General features: G+C 46.2%; 34 protein-coding genes, 2 tRNA genes, 3 rRNA genes and 1 pseudogene. 2 read left to right on the plus strand and 38 right to left on the minus strand.

Annotation, left to right across the window (positions count from 1 at the left end; translation table 11 throughout):
* Window positions 1-45: 45 nt before the first annotated feature.
* The 7 genes from NKT06_RS27715 to NKT06_RS27745 form a co-directional block, all read right to left on the minus strand.
* A 23S ribosomal RNA gene (locus NKT06_RS27715) occupies window positions 46-2972 on the minus strand.
* Window positions 2973-3178: 206 nt separating this feature from the next.
* Window positions 3179-3254 (minus strand) — tRNA-Ala (locus NKT06_RS27720).
* Window positions 3255-3276: 22 nt separating this feature from the next.
* Window positions 3277-3353 (minus strand) — tRNA-Ile (locus NKT06_RS27725).
* 36 nt (window positions 3354-3389) lie between these two features.
* Window positions 3390-3506 (minus strand): 5S ribosomal RNA (rrf, locus tag NKT06_RS27730).
* Between the two features lie 105 nt (window positions 3507-3611).
* Window positions 3612-5163: ribosomal RNA gene (locus NKT06_RS27735) — 16S ribosomal RNA — on the minus strand.
* The 16S, 23S and 5S rRNA genes sit together here with 2 tRNA genes alongside, the layout of an rRNA operon.
* Window positions 5164-5641: 478 nt before the next feature.
* A complete protein-coding gene (locus tag NKT06_RS27740; protein WP_017692114.1) occupies window positions 5642-5872 on the minus strand; it encodes a hypothetical protein in 231 nt (76 codons plus the stop codon).
* Window positions 5873-6026: 154 nt separating this feature from the next.
* Entirely contained in the window at window positions 6027-6644 is a 618-nt protein-coding gene (locus NKT06_RS27745; protein WP_253441145.1) for a stage II sporulation protein M, read from the minus strand.
* 122 nt (window positions 6645-6766) lie between these two features.
* On the opposite strand from NKT06_RS27745, the gene pdaB reads away from it, so the two are divergent.
* Window positions 6767-7543: a polysaccharide deacetylase family sporulation protein PdaB gene (pdaB, locus tag NKT06_RS27750; RefSeq protein WP_091039181.1), complete on the plus strand. Its 777-nt coding sequence runs from the start codon at window positions 6767-6769 to the stop codon at window positions 7541-7543.
* A gap of 98 nt (window positions 7544-7641) precedes the next feature.
* Here pdaB and NKT06_RS27755 read toward each other — a convergent pair whose 3' ends face one another.
* Entirely contained in the window at window positions 7642-8274 is a 633-nt protein-coding gene (locus NKT06_RS27755; RefSeq protein ID WP_253441147.1) for a KinB-signaling pathway activation protein, read from the minus strand.
* Between the two features lie 125 nt (window positions 8275-8399).
* On the opposite strand from NKT06_RS27755, the gene gerD reads away from it, so the two are divergent.
* Entirely contained in the window at window positions 8400-9152 is a 753-nt protein-coding gene (gene gerD, locus NKT06_RS27760) for a spore germination lipoprotein GerD (protein WP_253441149.1), read from the plus strand.
* Window positions 9153-9252: 100 nt separating this feature from the next.
* Here the strand turns inward: gerD and NKT06_RS27765 are convergent, their stop codons facing one another.
* From NKT06_RS27765 to rplP, 30 genes and pseudogenes are all read right to left on the minus strand, one after another.
* Complete coding sequence (locus NKT06_RS27765) at window positions 9253-10353, minus strand: Mrp/NBP35 family ATP-binding protein (protein ID WP_301290169.1); 1101 nt, start codon at window positions 10351-10353, stop codon at window positions 9253-9255.
* A gap of 79 nt (window positions 10354-10432) precedes the next feature.
* Window positions 10433-11188: an N-acetylmuramoyl-L-alanine amidase CwlD gene (gene cwlD, locus NKT06_RS27775; protein WP_253441151.1), complete on the minus strand. Its 756-nt coding sequence runs from the start codon at window positions 11186-11188 to the stop codon at window positions 10433-10435.
* A 147-nt stretch (window positions 11189-11335) separates the two neighbouring features.
* A pseudogene (gene sat, locus NKT06_RS27780) lies at window positions 11336-11986 on the minus strand (sulfate adenylyltransferase); the annotation flags it as partial.
* Window positions 11987-12114: 128 nt separating this feature from the next.
* Complete coding sequence (locus NKT06_RS27785) at window positions 12115-12807, minus strand: phosphoadenylyl-sulfate reductase (protein WP_253441153.1); 693 nt, start codon at window positions 12805-12807, stop codon at window positions 12115-12117.
* A 798-nt stretch (window positions 12808-13605) separates the two neighbouring features.
* Window positions 13606-13998: a 30S ribosomal protein S9 gene (gene rpsI / locus NKT06_RS27790; protein ID WP_017692105.1), complete on the minus strand. Its 393-nt coding sequence runs from the start codon at window positions 13996-13998 to the stop codon at window positions 13606-13608.
* A 19-nt stretch (window positions 13999-14017) separates the two neighbouring features.
* Window positions 14018-14455 (minus strand): 50S ribosomal protein L13, encoded by a 438-nt coding sequence (gene rplM, locus NKT06_RS27795; RefSeq protein WP_024633564.1) that lies wholly within the window; start codon window positions 14453-14455, stop codon window positions 14018-14020.
* Window positions 14456-14660: 205 nt separating this feature from the next.
* On the minus strand, window positions 14661-15434 hold the full coding sequence (gene truA, locus NKT06_RS27800; RefSeq protein ID WP_253441154.1) for a tRNA pseudouridine(38-40) synthase TruA: 774 nt from the start codon (window positions 15432-15434) through the stop codon (window positions 14661-14663).
* Between the two features lie 159 nt (window positions 15435-15593).
* Window positions 15594-15959 (minus strand): 50S ribosomal protein L17, encoded by a 366-nt coding sequence (rplQ, locus tag NKT06_RS27805; protein ID WP_017692102.1) that lies wholly within the window; start codon window positions 15957-15959, stop codon window positions 15594-15596.
* Window positions 15960-15993: 34 nt separating this feature from the next.
* Window positions 15994-16938: a DNA-directed RNA polymerase subunit alpha gene (locus NKT06_RS27810; RefSeq protein WP_017692101.1), complete on the minus strand. Its 945-nt coding sequence runs from the start codon at window positions 16936-16938 to the stop codon at window positions 15994-15996.
* 136 nt (window positions 16939-17074) lie between these two features.
* Window positions 17075-17470 (minus strand): 30S ribosomal protein S11, encoded by a 396-nt coding sequence (gene rpsK, locus NKT06_RS27815; protein ID WP_017692100.1) that lies wholly within the window; start codon window positions 17468-17470, stop codon window positions 17075-17077.
* A 19-nt stretch (window positions 17471-17489) separates the two neighbouring features.
* The gene (gene rpsM, locus NKT06_RS27820; protein WP_062329455.1) at window positions 17490-17858 is read right to left on the minus strand and encodes a 30S ribosomal protein S13; all 369 of its coding nucleotides are present in this window, start codon (window positions 17856-17858) and stop codon (window positions 17490-17492) included.
* A gap of 20 nt (window positions 17859-17878) precedes the next feature.
* On the minus strand, window positions 17879-17992 hold the full coding sequence (gene rpmJ, locus NKT06_RS27825) for a 50S ribosomal protein L36 (RefSeq protein ID WP_003333770.1): 114 nt from the start codon (window positions 17990-17992) through the stop codon (window positions 17879-17881).
* Window positions 17993-18144: 152 nt separating this feature from the next.
* Window positions 18145-18360: a translation initiation factor IF-1 gene (gene infA, locus NKT06_RS27830; RefSeq protein ID WP_017692098.1), complete on the minus strand. Its 216-nt coding sequence runs from the start codon at window positions 18358-18360 to the stop codon at window positions 18145-18147.
* Between the two features lie 3 nt (window positions 18361-18363).
* The gene (locus tag NKT06_RS27835; RefSeq protein ID WP_091039171.1) at window positions 18364-18672 is read right to left on the minus strand and encodes a KOW domain-containing RNA-binding protein; all 309 of its coding nucleotides are present in this window, start codon (window positions 18670-18672) and stop codon (window positions 18364-18366) included.
* Window positions 18673-18682: 10 nt separating this feature from the next.
* Window positions 18683-19435 (minus strand): type I methionyl aminopeptidase, encoded by a 753-nt coding sequence (gene map / locus NKT06_RS27840; protein ID WP_036607191.1) that lies wholly within the window; start codon window positions 19433-19435, stop codon window positions 18683-18685.
* Between the two features lie 3 nt (window positions 19436-19438).
* Window positions 19439-20083: an adenylate kinase gene (locus NKT06_RS27845; protein WP_253441165.1), complete on the minus strand. Its 645-nt coding sequence runs from the start codon at window positions 20081-20083 to the stop codon at window positions 19439-19441.
* Between the two features lie 90 nt (window positions 20084-20173).
* Window positions 20174-21472, minus strand: a complete 1299-nt coding sequence (secY, locus tag NKT06_RS27850) for a preprotein translocase subunit SecY (protein ID WP_047841120.1) — start codon at window positions 21470-21472, stop codon at window positions 20174-20176.
* Entirely contained in the window at window positions 21472-21912 is a 441-nt protein-coding gene (gene rplO, locus NKT06_RS27855; protein ID WP_062836188.1) for a 50S ribosomal protein L15, read from the minus strand. The genes secY and rplO overlap by 1 nt, the downstream gene beginning before the upstream one ends.
* Before the next feature lie 43 nt (window positions 21913-21955).
* Window positions 21956-22141: a 50S ribosomal protein L30 gene (gene rpmD, locus NKT06_RS27860; RefSeq protein WP_017692092.1), complete on the minus strand. Its 186-nt coding sequence runs from the start codon at window positions 22139-22141 to the stop codon at window positions 21956-21958.
* 13 nt (window positions 22142-22154) lie between these two features.
* Window positions 22155-22652, minus strand: coding sequence for a 30S ribosomal protein S5 (gene rpsE / locus NKT06_RS27865; RefSeq protein ID WP_017692091.1), 498 nt, complete (start codon window positions 22650-22652; stop codon window positions 22155-22157).
* A 27-nt stretch (window positions 22653-22679) separates the two neighbouring features.
* Entirely contained in the window at window positions 22680-23048 is a 369-nt protein-coding gene (gene rplR / locus NKT06_RS27870; RefSeq protein WP_253441167.1) for a 50S ribosomal protein L18, read from the minus strand.
* Between the two features lie 117 nt (window positions 23049-23165).
* A complete protein-coding gene (gene rplF, locus NKT06_RS27875; RefSeq protein WP_017692089.1) occupies window positions 23166-23708 on the minus strand; it encodes a 50S ribosomal protein L6 in 543 nt (180 codons plus the stop codon).
* A 30-nt stretch (window positions 23709-23738) separates the two neighbouring features.
* Window positions 23739-24137 carry a 30S ribosomal protein S8 gene (gene rpsH / locus NKT06_RS27880; protein WP_017692088.1) on the minus strand — a complete coding sequence of 133 codons (399 nt, stop codon included), beginning with the start codon at window positions 24135-24137 and terminating at the stop codon, window positions 23739-23741.
* A 32-nt stretch (window positions 24138-24169) separates the two neighbouring features.
* On the minus strand, window positions 24170-24355 hold the full coding sequence (locus NKT06_RS27885; protein WP_013312154.1) for a type Z 30S ribosomal protein S14: 186 nt from the start codon (window positions 24353-24355) through the stop codon (window positions 24170-24172).
* A 73-nt stretch (window positions 24356-24428) separates the two neighbouring features.
* Window positions 24429-24971, minus strand: coding sequence for a 50S ribosomal protein L5 (rplE, locus tag NKT06_RS27890; RefSeq protein ID WP_253441169.1), 543 nt, complete (start codon window positions 24969-24971; stop codon window positions 24429-24431).
* Between the two features lie 32 nt (window positions 24972-25003).
* A complete protein-coding gene (gene rplX / locus NKT06_RS27895; RefSeq protein WP_017692086.1) occupies window positions 25004-25357 on the minus strand; it encodes a 50S ribosomal protein L24 in 354 nt (117 codons plus the stop codon).
* 39 nt (window positions 25358-25396) lie between these two features.
* Window positions 25397-25765 (minus strand): 50S ribosomal protein L14, encoded by a 369-nt coding sequence (rplN, locus tag NKT06_RS27900; protein ID WP_017692085.1) that lies wholly within the window; start codon window positions 25763-25765, stop codon window positions 25397-25399.
* Between the two features lie 34 nt (window positions 25766-25799).
* Window positions 25800-26066, minus strand: a complete 267-nt coding sequence (gene rpsQ, locus NKT06_RS27905; protein WP_017692084.1) for a 30S ribosomal protein S17 — start codon at window positions 26064-26066, stop codon at window positions 25800-25802.
* Between the two features lie 48 nt (window positions 26067-26114).
* On the minus strand, window positions 26115-26312 hold the full coding sequence (gene rpmC / locus NKT06_RS27910) for a 50S ribosomal protein L29 (RefSeq protein WP_017692083.1): 198 nt from the start codon (window positions 26310-26312) through the stop codon (window positions 26115-26117).
* Complete coding sequence (gene rplP / locus NKT06_RS27915) at window positions 26302-26736, minus strand: 50S ribosomal protein L16 (protein ID WP_017692082.1); 435 nt, start codon at window positions 26734-26736, stop codon at window positions 26302-26304. The genes rpmC and rplP overlap by 11 nt, the downstream gene beginning before the upstream one ends.
* Window position 26737: the final 1 nt, after the last annotated feature.

The raw sequence follows: 26737 nt of genomic DNA on the forward strand, positions 1-26737 counted from the left end.
TGAAAACTAGATTCGAAACGAAAGTGTGCGAATTCAAACTTGCAATTGGATAAGCCCTCGACCGATTAGTACTGGTCAGCTCCATGCATTGCTGCACTTCCACCCCCAGCCTATCTACCTCGTCGTCTTCAAGGGGTCTTACATACTGGGAAATCTCATCTTGAGGGGGGCTTCACGCTTAGATGCTTTCAGCGTTTATCCCGTCCGTACATAGCTACCCAGCGGTGCTCCTGGCGGAACAACTGGTACACCAGCGGTACGTCCATCCCGGTCCTCTCGTACTAAGGACAGCTCCTCTCAAATTTCCTACGCCCACGACAGATAGGGACCGAACTGTCTCACGACGTTCTGAACCCAGCTCGCGTACCGCTTTAATGGGCGAACAGCCCAACCCTTGGGACCTACTTCAGCCCCAGGATGCGATGAGCCGACATCGAGGTGCCAAACCTCCCCGTCGATGTGGACTCTTGGGGGAGATAAGCCTGTTATCCCCAGGGTAGCTTTTATCCGTTGAGCGATGGCCCTTCCATGCGGTACCACCGGATCACTAAGCCCGACTTTCGTCCCTGCTCGACTTGTAGGTCTCGCAGTCAAGCTCCCTTATGCCTTTGCACTCTTCGAATGATTTCCAACCATTCTGAGGGAACCTTTGGGCGCCTCCGTTACTCTTTAGGAGGCGACCGCCCCAGTCAAACTGCCCACCTGACACTGTCCCCGCACCGGATTACGGTACCAGGTTAGAACCTAGATACGATCAGGGTGGTATCCCAACGTTGCCTCCACAGAAGCTTGCGCTCCTGCTTCAAAGGCTCCCACCTATCCTGTACAGATCGTACCCAAATTCAATATCAAGCTGCAGTAAAGCTCCATGGGGTCTTTCCGTCTTGTCGCGGGTAACCTGCATCTTCACAGGTATTAAAATTTCACCGGATCTCTCGTTGAGACAGCGCCCAAGTCGTTACGCCATTCGTGCGGGTCAGAATTTACCTGACAAGGAATTTCGCTACCTTAGGACCGTTATAGTTACGGCCGCCGTTTACTGGGGCTTCGGTTCACAGCTTCGGATTGCTCCTAACCACTCCCCTTAACCTTCCAGCACCGGGCAGGCGTCAGCCCGTATACTTCGCCTTACGGCTTCGCACAGACCTGTGTTTTTGCTAAACAGTCGCTTGGGCCTTTTCACTGCGGCCCCCTCGTGCTATTCACACTACCGGGGCACCCCTTCTCCCGAAGTTACGGGGTCATTTTGCCGAGTTCCTTAACGAGAGTTCTTCCGCGCGCCTTAGAATACTCTTCTCGCCTACCTGTGTCGGTTTGCGGTACGGGCACCTTCACCTGGCTAGAGGCTTTTCTTGGCAGTGTGAGATCATGACCTTCGCTACTATAATTTTCGCTCCCCATCACAGCTCAGCCTTAATGATGTGCGGATTTGCCTACACATCAGCCTCACTGCTTAGACGGACATCCATCAGTCCGCGTCACTACCCTACTGCGTCCCCCCATTGCTCATAACGGCTTACGGTGGTACAGGAATTTCGACCTGTTGTCCTTCGACTACGCCTTTCGGCCTCGCCTTAGGTCCCGACTTACCCTGAGCGGACGAGCCTTCCTCAGGAACCCTTAGGCTTTCGGCGGATCAGATTCTCACTGATCTTTTCGTTACTCATACCGGCATTCTCACTTGTATAATGTCCAGCGCTCCTTACGGTACACCTTCAACCCTTATACAACGCTCCCCTACCCCTGATGCAAAGCATCAAGCCATAGCTTCGGTGGTGTGTTTAGCCCCGTTACATTTTCGGCGCAGAGTCACTCGACCAGTGAGCTATTACGCACTCTTTCAATGGTGGCTGCTTCTAAGCCAACATCCTGGTTGTCTGTGCAACTCCACATCCTTTCCCACTTAACACACACTTGGGGACCTTAGCTGATGGTCTGGGCTGTTTCCCTTTTGACAATGGATCTTAGCACTCACTGTCTGACTCCCGGAAGTAAGTCTATGGCATTCGGAGTTTGACTGAGCTTGGTAACCCTTGCGGGCCCCGCACCCAATCAGTGCTCTACCTCCACGACTCTGTTTTCCGAGGCTAGCCCTAAAGCTATTTCGGGGAGAACCAGCTATCTCCGAGTTCGATTGGAATTTCTCCGCTACCCCCACCTCATCCCCGCACTTTTCAACGTGCGTGGGTTCGGGCCTCCAGTGCGTGTTACCGCACCTTCACCCTGGACAGGGGTAGATCACCCGGTTTCGGGTCTACGTCCACGTACTACATCGCCCTATTCAGACTCGCTTTCGCTGCGGCTCCGGCTCTTCACCTTAACCTTGCACGGGAACGTAACTCGCCGGTTCATTCTACAAAAGGCACGCCATCACCCCTAAAACGGGCTCTGACTTTTTGTAAGCACACGGTTTCAGGTTCTATTTCACTCCCCTTCCGGGGTGCTTTTCACCTTTCCCTCACGGTACTGCTTCACTATCGGTCGCTAGGAAGTATTTAGCCTTGGCAGATGGTCCTGCCGGATTCATACGGGGTTTCACGTGCCCCGCACTACTCGGGATCCGTCTCGGAGGGAACAGACTTTCAACTACAGGGCTTTTACCTTCTTTGGCGGGCCTTTCCAGACCTCTTCGCTTAACCGGTTCCTTTGTAACTCCATGTGAGACGTCCCACAACCCCAAAGAGCAAGCTCTCTGGTTTGGGCTTCTCCGCGTTCGCTCGCCGCTACTGACGGAATCACTATTGTTTTCTCTTCCTCAGGGTACTTAGATGTTTCAGTTCCCCTGGTATGCCTCTACATAACCTATGTATTCAGTTATGAGTAACTGGAAATTACCCCAGCTGGGTTTCCCCATTCGGACACCCCCGGATCAAAGCTTGCTTACAGCTCCCCGAGGCAGTTTCGTTGTTCGCCACGTCCTTCATCGGCTCCTAGCGCCTAGGCATCCTCCGTGTGCTCTTAGTAGCTTAACCATATCGCTCGTGTTCGAGCTGTCACTCCGCTTGTTTTGGACTGCGTCCAAAGCCAAAAGTCGTTCCATTTCGATCACTCGCTCATGCAATCTACCGTTTTTATTGAAACTTGTTCAACACAAGCTCAGCTAAAAAGGAATGTTCTAATTCGCATTTACTTTCGTTTCGATATCTAGTTTTCAAAGAACAAACTTGTAAATCATTTTTGGTGGAGCCAAGCGGGATCGAACCGCTGACCTCCTGCTTGCAAGGCAGGCGCTCTCCCAGCTGAGCTATGGCCCCATATGAAATTTAAAGATATAGATGGTGGGCCCTGGTGGACTCGAACCACCGGCCTCACCCTTATCAGAGGTGCGCTCTAACCAACTGAGCTAAGGGCCCACATTATATATACTATTTGAACCCAAAATGGGTTACGCTTGGCGGCGTTCTACTCTCCCAGGACCCTGCGGTCCAAGTACCATTGACGCTGAAGGGCTTAACGGTCGTGTTCGGGATGGGAACGTGTGGAACCCCTTCGCTATCGCCACCAAACGTTTGAGAGTTTGAGCTCTCAAAACTGAGCAACGAGTGAGTAACTAGCCGACCTGGCTAGATTTTGTATTTGAATGTTTCCACGCGGGAAACGATTCTCCATAGAAAGGAGGTGATCCAGCCGCACCTTCCGATACGGCTACCTTGTTACGACTTCACCCCAATCATCTATCCCACCTTCGGCGGCTGGCTCCTTGCGGTTACCCCACCGACTTCGGGTGTTATAAACTCTCGTGGTGTGACGGGCGGTGTGTACAAGACCCGGGAACGTATTCACCGCGGCATGCTGATCCGCGATTACTAGCAATTCCGACTTCATGCAGGCGAGTTGCAGCCTGCAATCCGAACTGAGACCGGCTTTTTAGGATTCGTTCCACCTCGCGGCTTCACAGCCCGTTGTACCGGCCATTGTAGTACGTGTGTAGCCCAGGTCATAAGGGGCATGATGATTTGACGTCATCCCCACCTTCCTCCGGTTTGTCACCGGCAGTCACCTTAGAGTGCCCATCCGAAATGCTGGCAACTAAGATCAAGGGTTGCGCTCGTTGCGGGACTTAACCCAACATCTCACGACACGAGCTGACGACAACCATGCACCACCTGTCTCCTCTGTCCCGAAGGAAAGGTACATCTCTGTACCGGTCAGAGGGATGTCAAGACCTGGTAAGGTTCTTCGCGTTGCTTCGAATTAAACCACATACTCCACTGCTTGTGCGGGTCCCCGTCAATTCCTTTGAGTTTCAGTCTTGCGACCGTACTCCCCAGGCGGAGTGCTTAATGTGTTAACTTCGGCACCAAGGGTATCGAAACCCCTAACACCTAGCACTCATCGTTTACGGCGTGGACTACCAGGGTATCTAATCCTGTTTGCTCCCCACGCTTTCGCGCCTCAGCGTCAGTTACAGCCCAGAGAGTCGCCTTCGCCACTGGTGTTCCTCCACATATCTACGCATTTCACCGCTACACGTGGAATTCCACTCTCCTCTTCTGCACTCAAGTCACCCAGTTTCCAGTGCGATCCGGGGTTGAGCCCCGGGATTAAACACCAGACTTAAATGACCGCCTGCGCGCGCTTTACGCCCAATAATTCCGGACAACGCTTGCCCCCTACGTATTACCGCGGCTGCTGGCACGTAGTTAGCCGGGGCTTTCTTCTCAGGTACCGTCACCTTGAGAGCAGTTACTCTCCCAAGCGTTCTTCCCTGGCAACAGAGCTTTACGATCCGAAAACCTTCATCACTCACGCGGCATTGCTCCGTCAGGCTTTCGCCCATTGCGGAAGATTCCCTACTGCTGCCTCCCGTAGGAGTCTGGGCCGTGTCTCAGTCCCAGTGTGGCCGATCACCCTCTCAGGTCGGCTACGCATCGTCGCCTTGGTGAGCCGTTACCCCACCAACTAGCTAATGCGCCGCAGGCCCATCCCCAAGTGACAGATTGCTCCGTCTTTCCAGTTCTCTTCAGGCGAAGAAAACAACTATTCGGTATTAGCTACCGTTTCCGGTAGTTGTCCCAAACTTGAGGGCAGGTTGCCTACGTGTTACTCACCCGTCCGCCGCTAACTATCAGAGAAGCAAGCTTCTCTTCAAGTCCGCTCGACTTGCATGTATTAGGCATGCCGCCAGCGTTCGTCCTGAGCCAGGATCAAACTCTCCAATAAAGTATTGAAAAGAGCGATAAGCTCATTTTGAATCTGACGAGATTAAAAATCTCATTTGTGCTCCAGCCGATTCAAGCCAAGGCTTGTTTCAAACTTTCGCGTTCATTCTGCAAGCAGAATGTTTACTCACTCGTTGTTCAGTTTTCAAAGATCAAACATTCAATTTAGTGCTGTTTTTCATGTTGTCGTCGTTTCAGCGGCGACTTTTATAATATATCATGTTGAAGTTCTCTTTGCAAGCATTATTTTTCGATTATTTTCAATCGCTTCATTTTCATGCTTGTTTTGGTGAACCGCTCCTAAAAAAGGAACGAAAATTAATTTACCATATGAACTTAGAAAGGTCAACCCTTTTTCGACAAAAAGTATGAACCCCTCAATAATTTCACATTTTCATGGTTCAGAGGCACAGCACCCACTATGAAGAGCTGCACCTCACTTCCACTACTGTAAATCGAATATATGACCAGCTTCAGCACTAAGGCTTCGACTTTTTCAGCTTCCCACCTCTTGCATACTTGGACAACTCTTTTGGCGGGGCAAAGCGCGCATACATGCGGAACACAGTCTTATATCGGCTCGCGATAGCATATTTGATCTCTTGGTCAAGACGATTATCACTCAGATCGAACAGCATTTCATCTAATTCTTTACGCAGCACATAGTCTAGTTCTTTGCATTCCTTCTCGTTAAACAACATACCCAGCATTAGAGTTCTCCTTTTTGTGCATAGCCTCTTTATCACACTTACACAAGTTCCATACAGCACCCCGTGCAATCGCTTTTTGTGAGTGCTGCTGGAACCCGTTTTATTGTTATGGTCAACTTTCTGAAAATTTATGAATGCCAACCATGACAAAATTTTATCCTCTCACCAGAGTATACGTAAGTGTGCTTTCGATGATTGCTGCAACAAGAAGCAAGATGACAACCCAGAAGGATGCCGTTAACGTCCTATTCATGAATGCTTTCCACCGGGTACCCAACGTGTTTCGTTTATCACTTCCAAGTTGTACAAGACTTTTAATAACCAGACCACCAAACTTCAGTCCGAATGCGCAAGCAATAATAATGACTGGAATCTCAATAATGCCATGCGGAAGCAAGCCTTTAACCACAATATCATAGAAACTTGCGCCATAATTCATGGTGGTGTGCACTACAAATCCAAGGACCATCCCATTGATTAACAGGAAAATGACAGGCAGAATACCGAAGAATATACCGGCATAGATAACAAGTACACTTTTGATGGCATTATTGAAAAAGATAAACAGGAAGAAGTTCCATTGCACATTGCCCCCCTGCTCCAGCCGTTCACTGACTTCCCGTAATCCTCCGATTTGATTCAACAACAGTTCTTCCAGTGGCCCTGTACTCACCCATCCTGCCCCTATTCCAACAGCAAACAATACCACGGACCAGATTAATGCACTGCGGATGGAACCAAGATCTCTAAGAAATGTACTGAATTTTAACATAATAACCTCCTGTAGAATCTAAAATGATGGACAAACAAGTTGCCGTTACGAATAACTGGGGAGTACGAGCATACATTGGAGAGTAAACAAGCATTTCTTATGGGAGAGGGGCGCTTATTGAAATGAACTCGTTCTATGTATTTAGCGGCAAAAAGATTAAACGGTACCTGATTGTCCTCGTTGCTGCCATCTTTGCGATCGGTATTATTTATCTGGAGAGTGGCAATGTCTCCGTATTCTCGGAGGAAGCACCATCAGCCGTCTACAGCGTTCCAACCGAGAAGAAGGTAATTGCACTTACCTTTGACATTAGCTGGGGAGATAAACGGACAGAGCCGATTCTGAAAGTTCTTCAGGAGAATAAAGTGCAGAAGGCCACCTTTTTCCTTTCCTCCCCCTGGAGCAAGACACACCCCGAAATTGTTACTGCCATCAAAGAGGCAGGATATGAAATTGGCAGCCATGGTCACAGACATGAGAACTACAGCAGCCTGACCGAGGAAGAAATTCGCAAAGAAATTTCGACAGCTCATAGCATTTTAACCGATTTAACGGGAAAAGAACCGAAATTACTTCGTCTGCCCAATGGAGACTTTGACAAGCGTGTGCTTCAGGTCGCCAATAGTCTGAATTATCAGGTTGTTCAGTGGGATACCGACTCTTTGGATTGGAAAAACCCCGGAGTACAGACCATTGTTGATCGCGTAGTAAGCAAAGCACATCCAGGGGACATCGTACTGCTGCATGCAAGCGATTCTTCCAAACAAACTCATGAGGCACTTCCTGTCATTATCGACAAATTAAAAAATCAGGGCTATGAATTCGTAACTGTATCTGAATTGCTTAACCATTCCAGTGTGGAAGGTAAGGAAGTTCGTGATCAAGCCAGTGGTCAATAATTGGCAAATTGCTGGATCTAAAGCCTCTATACGAGCTTAAAATTTGAAAAGAGCTAACCAGGTTAGCTCTTTTTGGTATGTTTTATACTAAACGAAATTTATGCTCGACTTTCTTTCAGCTGTTCTGCCTTTCCACTTACGCTGTGCTTCGTTGATACATCCACAAGCCTGTGCAATATCAGCATTTGGTATGCATTACATAAGAGCAAGGGAACCACAATAAATATGGTTGCCGCATTCACATCAATACGCAGTACGCCAATCGTCTCAACTATGGTGACGGCAATCATGAAAAAGAGTGTAGGTACAAGCGCGGAGAGATGAGTCAGCTTTACTTTAACGTAAGCGGTAACAATTGCAGCTGCCAAAATAATGATACCCAATACAATATCCGACATACGCTCCCGGTCTCCGCCAACAAACAGGCGTAAAAACATCACGTCAAGCAGCGCTAGAACCGTTAGTACAATCTGCACGATCTGCCAACTACGCTTAGGAAATACACCTTTACCCATGTAATTCAATATCAGATATGCAAAGAAACCCATTTGTGAATACACGCTGATCATAACCCCTGATCCAAATAGGATCAAAAGATACAGAAGAAAATCATTTAATCCATTTGTTTTCTCCCCGTTCACCAGCATCATAATCAATCCTGTACCTAATGCTCCCGCGGCCCCAATAAGCAAGGCTGTCCAAAACAGGAAAAACCATTTACGTAAATTCAAATGTTTTCCACCCCCGAGTGTTTATTTTACCAACCTTCTCAGCAAAAAACCATCATTGCTCAACATATTTCCCCCTTTCCCATCACATACTACATCCAGTATCTAATCAAGGAGGGATTGTACACATGAAACGGCCTTTGTGGCAGCTATGCTGTGTCGTACTGGGGCTATCCGTCATGCTTGCTGGCTGCGGTTCAGATCAGAGTTCTTCGCCTCCTCAGGGCAGTTATAAAGAGATGAAAACAATGGTTGTAGATATTTTGAAAAGTGACGAAGGCAAGAAAGCGGTGGAGGAAGCTCTTACAGGTCAGAGCTCATCCAGCGGAAGCAGCGGTTCGGAAGAAGGTGGCGGTTCGGGTGGTGCTTCGGGATCCATTGGTATGAAAATGTTAATGCCTGTGCAATCTTCGGAACAAATACGTATTGCAGTAAAAGATACCATCACAGCTCCCGAATATAAGAAGGAATTCGAAAAGATCATGACTGATCCGCAGTTTGCAGGTGAATTTGCCAAAGTGATCAACGCACAAAGTAAACAACTTCATATGCAATTGATTAAAGATCCCACATATCAAAAGTCTGTTGAAGACATCATGAAGTCACCAGAGGTATCCAAAATGTTCATGGATATGACGAAGACTCCGGATTATCGTAAACAGACGATGACTGTCATGCAGGAAGTGATGCAAAACCCGTTGTTCCGCATGGAAGTACTCACTTTGCTCAAGAAGGTTGTGCAGGACGAATTGCAACCAAAAGTAGAAAGCGGCGGGCAACAAGGGCAAGAGAAAGACGGACAGCAGGACGGTCAGGGCCAAGGTGGTAGTGATGGCGGAGATGGTGGAAGCAGTGGAGATTCGGGCAGCGGAGGATCATAAACAGTAGGTGTTAATACAGGTGTTAATACACACCTCAGATACTGAAAAGCCTGCATCCAAGTGGACGCAGGCTTTACTTGTATTTATCACACTCATACCATTAGAATTTGGATTCAATGGACCGGGCAACTTCATCATAGATAGCCCCTATACGAGAATCTGCTTTGTAAACAGAAGGTGAGAAATCAGGCTCGGAAGGATGGTTATCCGGCGTGCCTAATGGAATTTGGGCAAGCAAGCTTGTATGCAGACTTTCCGCAAGTCTTCCCCCGCCTCCACGACCAAAGACATAATCCTTCTCGCCGCAACTGCCACATTCATAGTAAGCCATGTTCTCAATCACACCAAGTAACTCATGATCGGTCTGAATGGCCATCGCACCCGCACGTGCTGCGACAAAAGCTGCTGTTGCATGTGGCGTGGTAACAATAATTTCCTTACTCTGTGGCAACAACTGATGCACATCCAAAGCGACATCTCCCGTACCTGGTGGCAAATCCAGTAACATATAATCCAATTCGCCCCACTGGACATCGGTAAAGAATTGACGCAGCATTCGACCGAGCATGGGTCCTCGCCAGATCACTGGATTGTTCTCCCGAATAAAGAAGCCCATGGACATGACTTTGACTCCAAAACGTTCAACCGTTTGGATAACGCCATCTTCAACGACCGGATATTCTTCAATCCCCATCATGTCGGGTACACTGAAGCCGTAGATATCCGCATCAATTAAGCCCACTTTCTTGCCTTGACGAGCCAAGGCAGCAGCGAGATTAACGGTCACCGTTGATTTACCAACGCCACCTTTACCACTGGCCACTGCAATAAAACGAACACCTGATTCAGGACTTAACAGCTCATGTCCATCTAGGCCCGCTGCGTGACCTTTTACGAGCACTTCGTCCCGATCCTGCTCTTCATCGGGTTGTCCCATATTCAGGCTCTCACGATCATGCTCAGAAGCTGCACGCACACGAATATGTACATCCTTCAGTCCGTGCTGGGACAATAGATTACGCGCTGCATCACTCAAGGCTGTTGAATCCTCAGATCGATTTTCCAGTGTCACTATGGTCAGAGCCACATGATTTTCTTTCACCATAATATCTCGAACCCATTCCAGTTCGGTCAGACTTACTCCCAATTGTGGTTCTTGTAATGGCTGTAATAGTTCAAGTATCTGTTCTTTTGATAACATCAGACAGCACCTCAGCTTTATCTATTGGCATGTAATTAGGTATGCTGATCCAATTATATCATTACCTTTCTTATTCTGACTAACTTTTAGGCCGTTCTCCTGAGGAATATCTGAGAATCCCATTATAGATCGATGCAGCTACCTTGCGTTGATAAGCTTCATCGGCAAGCATACGTGCCTCTTCTGGATGAGAAAGGAAGCCCACTTCTACCAGTGCTGAAGGAATCTTCAGAGCCTGTAACAGATAAACCGTATTTACCGTTTTGGCGATCCGATCTGTATTCTCCAGATTACGAACCATCTCTTGTTGAAGCAGATTAGCCAAACCTTCGTTATCCGGATGGTTAGGTGTATAGAAAACCTGCGCTCCACTCCAGCGGTTTGATGGGACACTGTTCATGTGAATGCTAATAAAGAGATCCGCTTGCTTATCCTCTATCCGCCGTACTCTTTGTTTCAGATCTTCCGTCTTGCGTTTGGAGTACCCCCTGGTGTCCGATTCTGCCAAATCAGTGTCTATTTCTCGTGTCATCACCACTAAGGCCCCTGCCTGTTGCAAATAATCTCTCACATACAAGGCGATAGCCAGGTTGATATCTTTTTCAATAACCCCCTGTTTACTTACCGCTCCTCCATCTGGACCTCCATGTCCTGCATCAATAGCAATGACTTTTCCTGCCATCGGCAAACTCCAGTAGCCTGACGTCTTGGCGGAAGGTAGCTCATATGACATGACCGCCACTAACATGGCCAGCAGACAGAGGCTCAGCATGACCCTTTTGATTGTTTTTAACCTAATCCAGACTACAAAGTGTTTCCCCATATTTTTACGCATAAAAAAACCACCTCGTCCCTATAAATGACTCTAATCATCTATATGGGACAAGATGGACAATTATACCGCTAGGAGCGGACTTGCTCCGCCATTCCTTCAATCAGCACCTCAGCTACCTCAGGACGTGTAAATTCAGGAGGAGGGCACATCAGCCGGGTAATAGTTCTCCAGTAATACCAGATAACTCTTCATCCGAACATCTGCAGGAACATCGTCCGACTTCGTCTCTCCAACGAGCGGATTCAGGAAGAGTGCATCTACAATCTCCATAGCGCTCTTTTGGATGTACTCATGAGCCCGATGGACCGGATTGCGCGTCTGAAAACCGACTACCGTCTTCCAACCCTTCTCCTGAAAAATCTTCCGGGTATCTGCAGGATCATAATAGAACTCCTCGAATTTCGAAGGTTTTGGACGGTTCAAGACTTGGATTGGACCTCCTACGTATGTTGCAGGGCGCTCCAATAGTTTTTTAACACCAGGGTGCTCAAGATCATCTGTTTTGAATACACGCTGGGCTTCTACACCCTGATCCACCTGGTATATACTTTGGACTTCGAGCAGTCCATAAGTTACTCCATCTTGATCACCAACAAGTTTCACAAGTTCACCAATCTGGAGGGGTGCGGCTTGTTTATCGTCAACAGCAAGTGTAATTGGTATACTCCAGACCGTTCCATCAGCGAGACGCATGCGAGACACAACCGAAAGGTAATCTTCCTCATTTAAGAAACCTTGAAGTGGTGAGAACGCACCAACACCAATCAGATCCAAATCATATATCGTCCAGGTATTTATAAGCTAACAGGATAAGTTTCTACTGTCTTGCAAGAATTGCTCCCGTTCTTTTCCTTGTACGATACGCTGAACCAGCGTACCTACATGTGACAGAATCGATGTCATCTTGTCAGTTCCTTGTGTATCTATTATTTATGAAGGCCACATTCCGTTTTATCATTACCAGACCAACGTCCAGCACGAGGGTCCTCACCAGGCATAACCTGACGTGTGCAATGCTCACAGCCAATACTCGGGTAGTTCTGATCATGAAGAGGGTTATATACTACGTTATTGTCACGGATATATTGCCATACATCATCTGACGTCCAGTGTGCAATTGGATTAAACTTCATCAGACCAAATTTAGAATCGTATTCAACCTTTTTCGAATTAGCACGAGTTGGTGCTTGATCTCTACGAATACCTGTAATCCATGCATCATACTGAGAAAGAATACGTGTTAAGGGTTCAACTTTACGAATGTTACAGCAGCCATTGGGATCAGACTTCCACAACTCTTCACCGTGTTGAGCTGCCTGCTCTTCCGGAGTAATCTTAGGTGATACACGTACAAATTCAAGATTGTAGTTCTCCTGCATCTTGTCACGTGTTTCGTATGTTTCTTTGAAGTGAAAATCAGTATCCAGATAAAAAATATCTGTCGATGGGCTGATCTTCTGCAACATATCTACAAGTACAACATCTTCTGCTCCAAAGCTGCAAGCAAAAGTGATATTAGGAAATGTTTCAATAGCATACCGAATAATATCCTCTGGACTAGCATGCTCCAGTTCCTCAGCCTTCGTCCGTGCCAATTCTTCTTTCTCCAACAAGTTCATCTGTGTTTCCCCCATTCTGCATTTCAATGGAACCTAAAGCCGACTAATCTAATATGAATTATGTTTAGTATAAATCTTTCATTGTGTATGTCAATGCCTTCCATATGGTAAAATAAATCAGTTTCTGCCCTTCGTTGATCATTGCTCTTACACAATAATTTGGTTCAATTTATCCATATCTCTCTTCATGAGATAAAAACAATGATGTTGGTCCAAGTCATTGGGCAAGTTAAAATATATATCTTAGCCTCGGAAAGCTTTGCTGCTGCTGGCTTTGGAGAGTTTATATCGCCAAGAAAAGCATCAAATATCACTCATCGATTAAAAATAACGAAAGAGAAGAAGAAGTTATAATGGGATCAGAGTGACAACATATAACAAATGATATGTAAGGGACTTTTATCGTTTCCATAAGAAATACTGATGAGACTTACAGTAAAGAAATCAGTACAAAACAGTAAACCGAATACATTCAAGAAACTTTGTGTGAGCGCTGATGGATGATTTTATAAGGATTTGTTATAGAACGTGTGGAAAACGATGGGAAAGAGCAAATCGTATGATCAAAAACGATTAGTGAGGTCCCGAAAGAAGTATTAACACACATATGTAAAACTGTATTGAGGAACATTAATGAGGATACTTAACATGCATAGAGCATAGATACTTAACATATATGAAGCGACAATGTAAAAACATGCGGAGAGATATGAGAGCTATCGTACAAGCGGATATATATATGCGGAACCTTCATGAATATATAAAAAAGCCTTTGGCCGAGGCCAAAGGCTTTTAATATTAACGTTTGGAGAACTGAGGTGCGCGACGAGCCGCTTTAAGACCGTATTTTTTACGCTCTTTCATACGTGGGTCACGAGTCAGGAATCCTGCTTTTTTCAGGGATGCACGGTATTCCGGATCTGCTTTCAACAGAGCGCGGGAGATACCATGACGGATTGCGCCGGCTTGACCGGAAATTCCGCCACCATGAGCAATAACAAGAACGTCATAGTTGTTGAGCGTTTCTGTCAAGTTCAGTGGTTGTTTTACGATCAGTTTGAGTGTTTCCAAACCGAAGTATTCATTAATATCACGTTTATTGATGACAATGCGTCCTTCACCCGGTACAAGGCGAACACGTGCTACCGAATGTTTACGACGACCTGTCCCATAGTATTGTACTTGTGCCATGAAACTGTCCTCCTTTTAATTAACCGCGAAGTTCGTAAACTTCTGGTTTTTGTGCTGCATGTGGATGCTCAGTGCCTCTGTACGCTTTAAGTCTCAACTTCATTTTCTCGCCCATGCGAGTTTTAGGAAGCATACCGCGAACAGCCAATTCCAACATACGCTCAGGTTTGTTTTTAACCATCTCTTCAGCTGTAGTTACTTTCAAACCACCTGGGTGCATTGAGTGACGGTAGTATTTTTTACCTTGCATTTTCTTACCAGTCAATACAATTTTCTCAGCATTGATGATAACAACGAAATCGCCAGTGTCCACATGTGGAGTGAATTGTGGCTTGTGTTTGCCGCGAATCAAAGCAGCTGCTTCGCTCGCCAAACGTCCGAGGGTTTTGCCTTCAGCATCAATGATGTGCCATTGGCGCTCAACTTCGTTAGGCTTCGCCATGTACGTAGTACGCATGAAAAGTTCCTCCTTAAAATGTTCAAAATCATCATTTTCATTTATCTTCGTTCGTTAAGTTATAACTTTAGGTGTTGATGGATTGTAAATTTGATGTGAACCTCTTAATTGGGGCTGTGGGAAAGCCATTAAGAAAACACAACTTTTATATTACATGATAGGCGATTAAATCGCAAGTGTTAATTAAGCTTTTCACTCACCAAATTTAATCTTTTGTATATTCAAGATCCCAGAGCATTAAACCGCAGCTAACTGCAGTAGGTCCTGCAGCAGATCGATTACATGCAGCAATCATATTCGGTACATCAGAGGCTTTCCGTTTGCCCTCTCCGATCTCCAGCAGTGTCCCAACAATAATACGAACCATATGCTGCAAAAAGCCGTTACCACTCACATAAATGTGAATGACACCCTGATCGCGCGGATGGTCTCTGCACATTGATCGGTCCACTTCCATCCATGCTTCGTATACCGAACGGACATGATTCTCTTTCTGAGACTTGCGTGAAGCAAAAGAGGTAAAATCATACGTCCCTATGAAATGCCGTAAGCCCTCCTGCATTGCCATAATATCAAGCTTCGCATGATGATGATACTGCAGTCTTCTGTTGAATACATCCGGAAATTGATTCGCATTGACTGTATATCGATATGTTTTCTTTTTCGCTGCATAGCGAGAATGAAAATCAGCCGAAACTTCAATCGCATCAATAACAACAATATCGGAGGGTAATCTGGAGTTGAGCGCAATACACCAACGTTCAATCGGGATCTGGGATTCCGTAGGAAAATTGAAGATCTGTCTGCGAGCGTGAACACCTGCATCTGTTCGGCCTGAACCTGTAATTTTAACCTTCTCACCGGTTAAAGCACGAATCGCATCTTCAAGATGATCCTGAATGGTATTCCCACCCGGCTGTACTTGAAAGCCGTAATAGGCAGTGCCATCATAAGTTAACGTCATACATAAGTTCCGCATTAATACCACACCTTTGTTCCATACTATACATATCCCTATCCCGAACAGCAAAAGAAGCCCCTTACGGAGCTTCTATTACAGCACGAATTCCGAAATGAAGAGAAAAAAAGGGTTAATCCAGAATCGTTGATTCTGTCCCCTTTCCTCATCTCATCTGTTTTACGCGCGGTCTACCAGTTCCAAGTAAACCATTGGCGCTGCGTCACCACGACGAGGTCCCAGTTTCAGGATACGAGTGTATCCACCTGGACGCTCAGCGTAACGACCGGACAATTCGCTAAACAGTTTTTGGATTGCATCTTGCTCACCATCGATAGTTTCGCGGCGAACATAAGCTGCCACTTGGCGACGGGCATGAAGATCTCCCTTTTTCGCTTTAGTGATCAGTTTTTCAGCAATAGAGCGAACCTCTTTTGCTTTCGCTTCAGTTGTCTGAATGCGTTCGTATAAGAACAGGTCGGTTACCAGGTCACGGAACAAAGCTTTACGTGCGCTGGAATTACGGCCCAACTTTTGGTATGCCATTGTTTTCCCTCCTTCACTTCAAGCACTCGGCTGTCTATTCTTCTGTACGGAGTCCCAAACCAAGTTCCTCAAGCTTCTCTTGAACTTCTTCCAAAGACTTGCGTCCGAGGTTACGGACTTTCATCATGTCTTCTTCCGTTTTCGTAGTCAGCTCTTGCACGGTATTAATACCAGCACGTTTGAGGCAGTTGTAGGAACGAACAGAGAGATCCAGCTCTTCGATCGTCATTTCGAGTACTTTTTCTTTTTTGTCTTCTTCTTTTTCGACCATGATCTCTGCATCTTTCGCTTCGTCTGTAAGACCCACGAAGAGCATCAAATGCTCAGTCAAAATTTTAGCGCCAAGGCTTACAGCCTCTTCAGGACGAATACTTCCATCAGTCCAAACTTCCAACGTGAGCTTGTCATAGTTGGTCACTTGACCGACACGCGTATTTTCCACAGCGTAGTTAACGCGACTGATCGGGGTGAAGATGGAATCGACTGGGATGACGCCGATCGGCTGGTCATCGCGTTTATTCCGATCTGCCTGGACGTAGCCGCGACCGCGATTGGCAAAAATACGCATGTGAAGTCTCGAACCTGGTCCGAGCGTAGCAATGTGCAAATCCGGATTAAGGATTTCCACATCGGAGTCAGCACGGATATCTCCAGCCGTAATTGCTCCTTCGCCTTCAGCATCAATCTCGAGCACTTTCTCCTCATCCGAATGAATCTTAAGCGACAAAGCTTTCAGGTTAAGAATAACCTCCGTAACATCTTCCATTACGCCAGGAACTGTAGCAAATTCATGCAGAACGCCATCGATTTGAACCGAAGACACTGCCGCACCCGGCAGTGACGAGAGCAAGATTCGGCGAAGCGAGTTTCCAAGCGTCGTACCGTATCCGCGCTCAAGCGGTTCTACTACGAATTTCCCATAGGTGCCATCATCGTTGACGTCTACCGTCTCAATTTTCGGCTTTTCGATTTCAATCACTGCAATACCCCTCCTTCAAAACGTCGGTCCTCTATGAAACATTTACCTTCTCTTGCGAAAACATGTAGTAGTATGCCTAAACAACCATTATTAGCAGATTGTGCCGGAAATATACCACACGCAGGGGCAAATCTCATTAGACACGACGACGTTTTGGAGGACGGCATCCGTTATGCGGGACTGGAGTTACGTCTTTGATCAGGTTAACTTCAAGACCAGCAGCTTGCAAAGAGCGGATCGCTGCTTCACGGCCTGCGCCTGGTCCTTTAACCATAACCTCAACGGCTTTCATCCCATGTTCCATTGCAGCTTTGGCAGCAGTCTCAGCAGCCATTTGTGCAGCAAACGGAGTCGATTTACGGGAACCTCTGAATCCGAGACCGCCGGAGCTTGCCCACGAAATTGCATTTCCGTGAGGATCCGTAATAGTAACGATAGTGTTATTGAAAGTGGAACGGATATGCGCCACGCCAGATTCAATATTCTTACGGTCACGACGTTTAGTACGTACGACTTTTTTCGGTTTAGCCATTTTCTCTTATCCCCCCTTATTATTTCTTCTTGTTCGCTACTGTACGACGAGGACCTTTACGAGTACGAGCATTCGTTTTCGTACGTTGTCCACGAACAGGCAGACCACGACGATGACGAACTCCACGGTAACAACCGATCTCCGTCAAACGTTTAATATTCAAAGAGATTTCTCGACGCAGGTCACCTTCTACTTTGACCTCTTTATCGATACTTTCACGCAATTTGCTGACTTCATCTTCCGTCAAATCACGAACACGAGTGTCCGGATTGATGCCTGTTGTGCTCAGAATTTTCTGGGAAGTCGTTTTACCGATTCCGAAAATATAAGTCAAGGCGATCTCAACGCGCTTATCACGTGGCAAATCCACACCAGCTATACGTGCCATTTTACGCTACACCCCCTTCTTTAACCTTGTTTTTGTTTGTGTTTCGGATTTTCACAGATAACCATAACATTCCCTTTGCGGCGAATGACTTTGCATTTTTCGCAAATCGGCTTGACCGAAGGTCTTACCTTCATGTGAATTACCTCCTCAAAGTTTTGCTAAGCAAAACCCTCTTCGTAAGCATTGACCTTGTTCTACTATTGTAAAACCGGCTTCGAAGCTTTCGCAAGTTTTGCCGGGCAAAACCCGCTTCATAAGCTTCACAGTTCATTGCAACTGTCTACTACTATTTACGGTAAGTTATGCGACCTTTTGTTAAATCATAAGGCGACAACTGAACAACTACTTTGTCTCCAGTCAGGATACGAATAAAGTGCATCCGTAGTTTTCCGGAAACGTGAGCGAGAATTTGATGACCGTTCTCAAGCTCAACCTTGAATGTTGCATTCGGCAGCGGTTCAAGAACCGTACCTTCCACTTCAATGACATCTTCCTTGGCCATTAGTCAGTCTCCTTTCTCTTCAGCTTGAATGTTGGTGGATTCCAGAAATGAATGAACCGCATAGCGGAGCTTTCCATTTGTCACCCGACCACTCTCGTTTAAACTGTTCACAACCTCGCTGCTAATCATGGGCTGGAGTTCAAGATGAAGAAGATTCTTCTTCTTGGGTTGATCAAACTTTCGTTTGTCTCCATCCGCGATATATACGAACTTACTGTCCGCTATAGCAACAATTACTGCGGCTTGGTCCGCATTGCGGCCTTTACGGATCTTCACAAGTTGACCGAGCTGCGGATTAGACTGACTGTTCATGCCTCATCACCTACGCATTCAGTTTCGTGAAAATTTCCATACCATCTGGTGTAACTGCTACGGTGTGTTCAAAGTGGGCGCATAACTTTCCATCAACCGTGACGACAGTCCAGTTATCTTCCAACGTTTTCACATACCGTCTACCTACGTTAACCATCGGCTCTATGGCCAGCACCATGCCCGCTTTAAGCCGTGGTCCCCGATCAGGAAGACCATAGTTCGGAATCTGTGGTTCTTCGTGCAGATCTGCGCCTATGCCGTGACCGACATATTCACGAACTACGGAGAACCCTTCATCTTCAATATATTTCTGAATCGCATGAGATATTGTAAACAAGCGAACGTCCGGTTTTACCAGCGCCAGACCTGCGTATAACGAAGCCTCGGTAACGTCCAGAAGACGACGGGCTTCTTCGGAAATACGGCCGACCGGATAAGTCCAGGCGGAATCTCCATGATACCCCTGGTACTGCGCGCCAATGTCAAACGTAACGATATCGCCCTCGTTCAACTTGCGTTTGCCGGGAAATCCATGTACCAACTCTTCATTTACTGAAGCGCACACACTGGCAGGGAAACCGTTATAACCTTTGAAAGACGGCACAGCTCCTTGACTGCGGATATATTGATCAGCCATATGGTCAAGTTCTCCAGTCGTAATACCGGGAGCGATATGCTCTGCCAAGAGACGATGCGTTTCCGCAACAATTCTCCCTGCTTCCCTCATCAAGCCCAGTTCCGTTTCGGACTTACCAATGATCATCAATTAACCTCTCAGTAAGGACACGATTTCTTGAGAAACTTGATCGATATCCTGTTCTCCGTTCATTTGACGAAGAAGACCTTTAGTCTCATAGAACGTGAGGAGTGGTGCTGTTTTGTTGATATACTCGTCCAGTCGTGTACCTACACTCTCTTCATTATCATCAGAGCGTTGATACAACTCACCAGCGCATTTATCACAAATACCTTCCTGCTTAGGCGGATTGAATACCACATGATAAGTGGAACCACAGTTTTTACAAATTCGACGACCCGTCAAACGAGCGAGCAATTTGTTGCGATCCACTTTCAGGTTGATTACATGATCGAGACCTGAGTTCAATCGATCCAGAATGCCATCGAGCGCTTCTGCTTGCGAAAGAGTTCTTGGAAATCCGTCCAAGAGGAAACCTTCTCTGCAGTCAGGCTGCTGCAAACGTTCTTCAACGATGCCAATGGTTACATCATCTGGTACAAGCAATCCTTGATCCATATATTCCTTGGCTTTCAGGCCAATGGGAGTTCCCTGTTTGATCGCGAGACGAAATGCATCGCCTGTTGAAATATGGGGAATACCGAACTCTTTCACGATGACGTCTGCTTGCGTTCCTTTTCCTGCCCCAGGAGGGCCCATGAATAGGATGTTCACGTTATGTCACTCCCTCCAAGACTACCCTACATCAACAAACAGCACAATAGGTGCCGGCAAGTAAATCTTCACTCGACCGGTACCTATTGCCTATTTATTGATAAAACCTTTGTAGTGGCGTTTGATCAATTGGCTTTCGATTTGCTTCATCGTATCCAGCGCAACACCGATAACGATCAGGAGGGATGTTCCTCCAATTTGCGCAGATTGAGGCAAACCAGAAAGTGCCCCTAAGAATACAGGCAGAACGGAAATGACTGCCAAGAAAATGGCTCCGGCCATTGTCAAACGAGTCATGACACGGGTCAGATATTTCTCGGTTGCTTTACCCGGGCGAATGCCTGGGATGTAACCGCCGTTCTTTTTCATATTATCAGCCATCTGCTGTGGATTCATCTGTACGAAAGTATAGAAGAATGTGAAACCGAAGATCATCACAACATACAGTAACATACCAAGAGGTTTGTGTGTAGTCAGATTCTGTCCGATCCACTGTGCCCAGAGGCGATCTGCCCAGAAGTTGGCGATGATCGTTGGGAACATCAACAGCGATGAAGCAAAGATGACAGGGATAACACCTGCTGCATTAATTTTCAGCGGGATATGTGTATTCTGTCCACCGTACATTTTGTTACCTACGACACGTTTAGCGTACTGTACCGGAATTTTCCGAATCGCCTGCTGAATGTAAATGACCCCTATGATGATCAGCACAATAACAATTGCGATGATTACACCTTTAAGAATATTCATAAACAGTTGATCAGGTTGAATGAAGTCGGATTCGATGGTTTGTTTGATAATATTAGGCACCGTTGATAGGATACCCGCAAAGATCAAGATCGATATCCCGTTTCCTATGCCCTTCTCGGTGATCTGCTCACCAAGCCACATCAGGAATGAAGTACCGGCCGTAAGTACAATCGCGATCAAGATATAATCTGCAAATGTAGCGTTAGGCACCATCTCTGTATTGTACAAGCGGTTGAATCCGATCGACGTACCAAACGCTTGAATCAATGCCAGCCCGATGGTTAAATAACGGGTCAACTGTGCAGATTTCTTCTTACCTTGTTCACCTTGCTTTGCCCATTCCGCTAATTTAGGAATAACGTCCATGGAAAGCAACTGTACTATGATAGACGCAGTGATGTAAGGCACGATCCCGAGCGCAAATATCGAGAACTGGAAGAGCGCTCCACCCGAGAACGTATTGAGAAGTCCAAAAACTTCTTTACCCGCAGAATTTGTCGCTTCGAACACATCTTTGTTAACTCCCGGTACGGGAACAAAGGATCCGATGCGGTAAATGATCAGTACAAAAAGGGTAAATAATACCCTTTTGCGCAGATCTTCAACCCGCCAGATATTCTTTAGGGTCTTGAACATTAAATCACCTCAGTTGTACCGCCGGCAGCTTCAATTTTCTCAATAGCAGATTGAGAAAACTTATTAGCTTTAACAGTCAGCTTCACAGTGACATCACCGTTACCCAGGATTTTGATTCCGGATTTAGCGTTTTTAACTACGCCATTCGTCATCAAGAATTCTGGAGTTACTTCAGTACCCGCAGCAAAACTGTTCAGGTCTTCAGTATTCACAACTGCATATTCTTTGCGAGTTGGGTTTACAAAACCACGTTTTGGCAAGCGACGATACAATGGATTTTGTCCACCTTCGAAGCCTGGACGTACTCCACCGCCAGAACGAGCGTTTTGTCCTTTGTGACCGCGACCTGATGTTTTACCTGTACCACTACTTGGACCGCGACCAAGACGTTTACGTTCTTTGCGGGATCCAGGAGATGGTGAAAGCTCATGTAACTTCATCGTTCGTTGCACCTCCTTAAAGATTTGTGGGATTAACCCGTTTTTAAGCTTCTACTTCTTTAACAGCAACCAAGTGGCTTACTTTGTTAATCATACCACGGATGGCAGGATTATCGTTTTGTACCACTTTGCTATTGATTTTGCGCAAACCCAATGTTTTCACAGTTGTTCTTTGCGTCTCCGGACGTCCGATCAAGCTGCGGACGAGGGTAATTTCTAATTTAGCCATGAGAATTCCCTCCTTAACCCAGAAGCTCTTCGACGGATTTTCCGCGCAGTTTAGCCACGTCTTCAGCACGCTTCAAACGGGACAAACCTTCCAAAGTCGCATTGACCATGTTCATGGAATTCGAAGAACCCAGAGATTTTGTCAAAATGTCACCCACACCAGCAAGTTCGAGAACCGCACGTACAGGACCACCAGCGATAACACCAGTACCTTCAGATGCTGGTTTCAACAGCACGCGTCCTGCGCCGAACTTACCTGTTACCAAGTGAGGAATCGATGTTCCTACGAGTGGAACGTGTACAAGGTTTTTCTTAGCGTCTTCAATACCTTTGCGAATTGCATCAGGTACTTCGCCCGCTTTACCGATACCAGCTCCAACCCAGCCGTTGCCGTCGCCGACTACAACCAGTGCGCTAAAGCTGAAACGGCGTCCGCCTTTTACTACTTTAGCTACGCGATTAATATTTACAACTCTTTCAGTCAGTTCCAAAGTATTCGGATCTACACGCAAGTCGTTAACCTCCTTTTGAAAAATATCTTAAAACTCAAGTCCTGCTTCACGAGCCGCTTCAGCCAAAGCTGCGATACGACCATGGTACAGATATCCGCTACGGTCAAATACGATGTTGGAAACACCTTTGTCTTTCGCACGTTTAGCAACGAGTTCGCCAACTTTACGAGCTGATTCAACAGATGCACCATTTTTGATGTCAGTGCTCAATTCTTTGTCTACAGTAGACGCGGAAGCGATTGTTACACCAGCAACATCATCGATGATTTGAGCATACATATGTTTACCAGAACGGAATACGTTCAAACGAGGACGTGCTGCCGTTCCTTGGATTTTCTTACGAACACGCAGGTGTCTTTTCAGACGAGCCTTGTTTTTATCTTGTTTCGTAATCATCTCAAAGATTCACTCCTTTCAGGTTACCTCGCTGGCTTCAAAACAGAAGCCACGGGGTATATTAGAAACACACGAAGCAAGCAAGCCGAAAGCCGCGCAAAGGCGGTAAGAGAAATCTTATTTCTTCTTACCGGCTTTACCTTCCTTACGGATGATACGCTCGCCTTCATATTTAATACCTTTACCTTTGTACGGCTCAGGTTCACGTACGGAACGGATTTTAGCAGCGTAAGCACCTACACGCTCTTTGTCGATTCCGCGAACGATGATTTTTGTATTCGAAGGTACTTCGAATTCAATTCCCGCTTCCGGTGTAATTTCAACCGGGTGAGAGTAACCAACGTTCAGAACGATTTTATCTCCGGATTTGCTTGCACGATATCCGACCCCAACCAATTCCAGAGATTTCGCGAATCCTTCAGTAACGCCGCTCACCATATTGTTTACAACGCTACGCGTTGTGCCGTGCAAAGAACGGTGAGTTTTGTTATCGGAAGGACGCACAACTGTGATTTCGTTATTTTCAACTGTAACCTTCATGTCTTTATGAAGCTCACGAGTCAAAGTTCCTTTTGGTCCTTTTACCGTAATAACGGTGTTGTCCAGGGTGATGTCTACACCACTTGGTACTGTGATTGGTTTGCGACCAATACGAGACATATGTTGCACCTCCTATCTTGTGACGTTATATTACCAAACGTAGCAAACGACTTCTCCGCCGGATTTCGATTGACGAGCTTCTTTGTCCGTCATGATACCTTTAGATGTCGAGATGATCGCGATTCCCAGGCCACCAAGTACACGAGGTACTTCGTTGCTTTTCGTGTAAACACGAAGACCAGGTTTACTGATTCTTTTCAGACCAGTGATAACGCGCTCGTTATTTTGACCGTATTTCAGGAAAACACGGATAATCCCTTGTTTGTTATCATCGATAACTTCAGCGTCACGGATGAAACCTTCACGCTTCAGGATGTCGGCGATTTGTTTTTTCATTGTCGAAGCAGGCATTTCTACCGTTTCGTGACGAACAGTGTTCGCGTTACGAATACGAGTAAGCATATCTGCAATTGGATCAGACATAGTCATTGTGAGTTAACCTCCTTCCCGTTCAGGACTTTTTACCAGCTTGCTTTTTTCACGCCAGGGATCTGGCCTTTATAAGCTAATTCACGGAAGCAAATTCTGCAAATTTTGAACTTTTGCAGGACCGAATGTGGACGTCCGCAACGCTCACAGCGTGTATATGCACGTACTTTAAACTTTGGTGTACGTTGTTGTTTAACTTTCATCGAAGTTTTTGCCACTTAGCCTGACACCTCCTAAATAATTTCGGAGAAAAGGGAGTCTTTCCAGACACCCGGAAACGTTATGCCAACATTACTTAACGAAAGGCATTCCCATTTGCGTGAGCAATTCGCGGGACTCTTCGTCTGTTTTCGCCGTTGTTACGATGACAATATCCATACCGCGGACTTTATCAACTTTATCATACTCGATCTCTGGGAAGATCAATTGCTCTTTCAGACCCAGTGTGTAGTTACCACGTCCGTCGAAAGCTTTGCTCGATACACCGCGGAAGTCGCGGACACGAGGAAGCGTAACGTTGAACAGTTTATCGAGGAAGAAGTACATACGCTCGCCGCGCAATGTTACTTTCACACCGATAGGCATATTCTCACGCAGTTTGAATCCTGCGATAGATTTTTTTGCACGAGTGATTACAGGTTTTTGACCTGCGATCAGTTGCAAATCGTTTACTGCGGAATCCAACACTTTGGAGTTTTGGACAGCGTCGCCCACACCCATGTTGATAACGATTTTCTCGATTTTCGGCACTTGCATTACCGTTGTATAGTTAAACTTCTGCATCAAAGCAGGAGCGATTTCTTGCAGGTAACGTTCTTTCATTCTTGATGCCATGAATCATAGCCCTCCTTTCTCATTCGGTTCAATTAGTCGATAATTTCTCCGGAACGTTTAGCAACGCGCACTTTCTTTCCGTTATCCAAAACTTTGTAACCTACACGGGTTACTTTTCCGCTCTTCGGATCGATGTGCATTACGTTGGAAACGTGAATCGGAGCTTCCTTCTCGATAATGCCGCCTTGCGGATTTTGCTGGTTAGGCTTCTGGTGTTTTTTCACCATGTTAACACCTTCCACAAGGACGCGGTTCTCACGAGGATAAGCAGCGATGACACGGCCTTTTTTACCTTTGTCTTTACCGCTGATCACCATAACCGTATCTTCCTTTTTAACGTGAAGTTTGTTGTTATGGGATTCCAGAACTTTTTTCACTCTTGGCATTTCGTACACCTCCTGTTTCTAACATCACGAGATTAAGCTTTAGATAACTTCTGGAGCCAAGGAAACGATTTTCATGAAGTCTTTATCGCGAAGTTCGCGAGCAACTGGTCCGAAAATACGTGTTCCACGTGGGCTTCTGTCGTCTTTTACAACAACCGCTGCATTTTCATCAAAACCGATGTAGGAACCGTCTTTACGACGTACAGAACGTTTCGTACGAACGACAACCGCTCTAACTACATCACCTTTTTTGACAACGCCGCCTGGTGTTGCTTGTTTAACAGAACAAACGATCAGATCACCGATTTGAGCTGTACGACGTCCCGTACCGCCGAGTACGCGAATACACATCAGTTCCTTCGCACCGGAGTTGTCAGCCACAGTCAAACGTGTAAATGGTTGAATCATTTAGTATTCCTCCTTTCAGCAGTGCTGCTGAGCATTAGATGATAACCGCTTTTTCTACGATTTCAGTAAGTCTCCAGCGTTTATCTTTCGAAAGCGGACGAGTCTCCATGATTTTCACCGTGTCACCGATTTTCGCAGTGTTTTCTTCGTCATGCGCTTTGAATTTTTTAGTAACCTTAATGCGTTTATGGTACAAGTTGTGTTTTTTGTAAGTTTCTACAGCAACAACAATCGTTTTGTCCATTTTATCGCTGACCACTTTACCAGTTTGCACTTTACGTGCGTTACGTTCTTCGCTCATTGTTGGCCTCCTTCCTGATTACGGACGGACTGTACATCCTATCCCTAATTAACCGATTCCCAATTCTCTCTCACGGATAATGGTTTTAGCACGAGCTATTTCTTTCCGCACATCACGGATGCGAGTCGGGTTATCCAGCTGACCGGTAGCTAATTGAAAGCGGAGGTTAAAGAGTTCTTCTTTAAATCCGGCAATCTTTTGCTCGATTTCAGCAGAGGTTAGGTTGCGAAATTCACTAGCTTTCATTTGCTTCACCACCCAATTCTTCACGTTTCACGAACTTCGTTTTGATTGGCAGTTTGTGAGCGGCAAGACGCATTGCTTCGCGAGCAATTTCCTCCGGTACACCAGCAAGTTCAAACATGATCTTACCTGGTTTCACTACTGCAACCCATTTTTCTACGTTACCTTTACCGCTACCCATCCGAACCTCGAGAGGCTTTTGAGTGATTGGTTTGTCTGGGAAAATTTTGATCCAAACTTTACCACCACGTTTGATGTAACGAGTCATCGCAATACGAGCCGCTTCGATCTGACGGTTCGTAATCCAAGCCGGTTCCGTAGCTTGCAGACCGTATTCGCCAAAGTTCAGAGTCGTTCCGCCTTTAGCTTGGCCTTTCATATGTCCACGTTGTTGCTTACGGTGTTTTACGCGTTTTGGTACCAACATG

This window comes from Paenibacillus sp. 1781tsa1 (assembly GCF_024159265.1).
In the GTDB taxonomy this organism is placed as follows: Bacteria; Bacillota; Bacilli; order Paenibacillales; family Paenibacillaceae; genus Paenibacillus.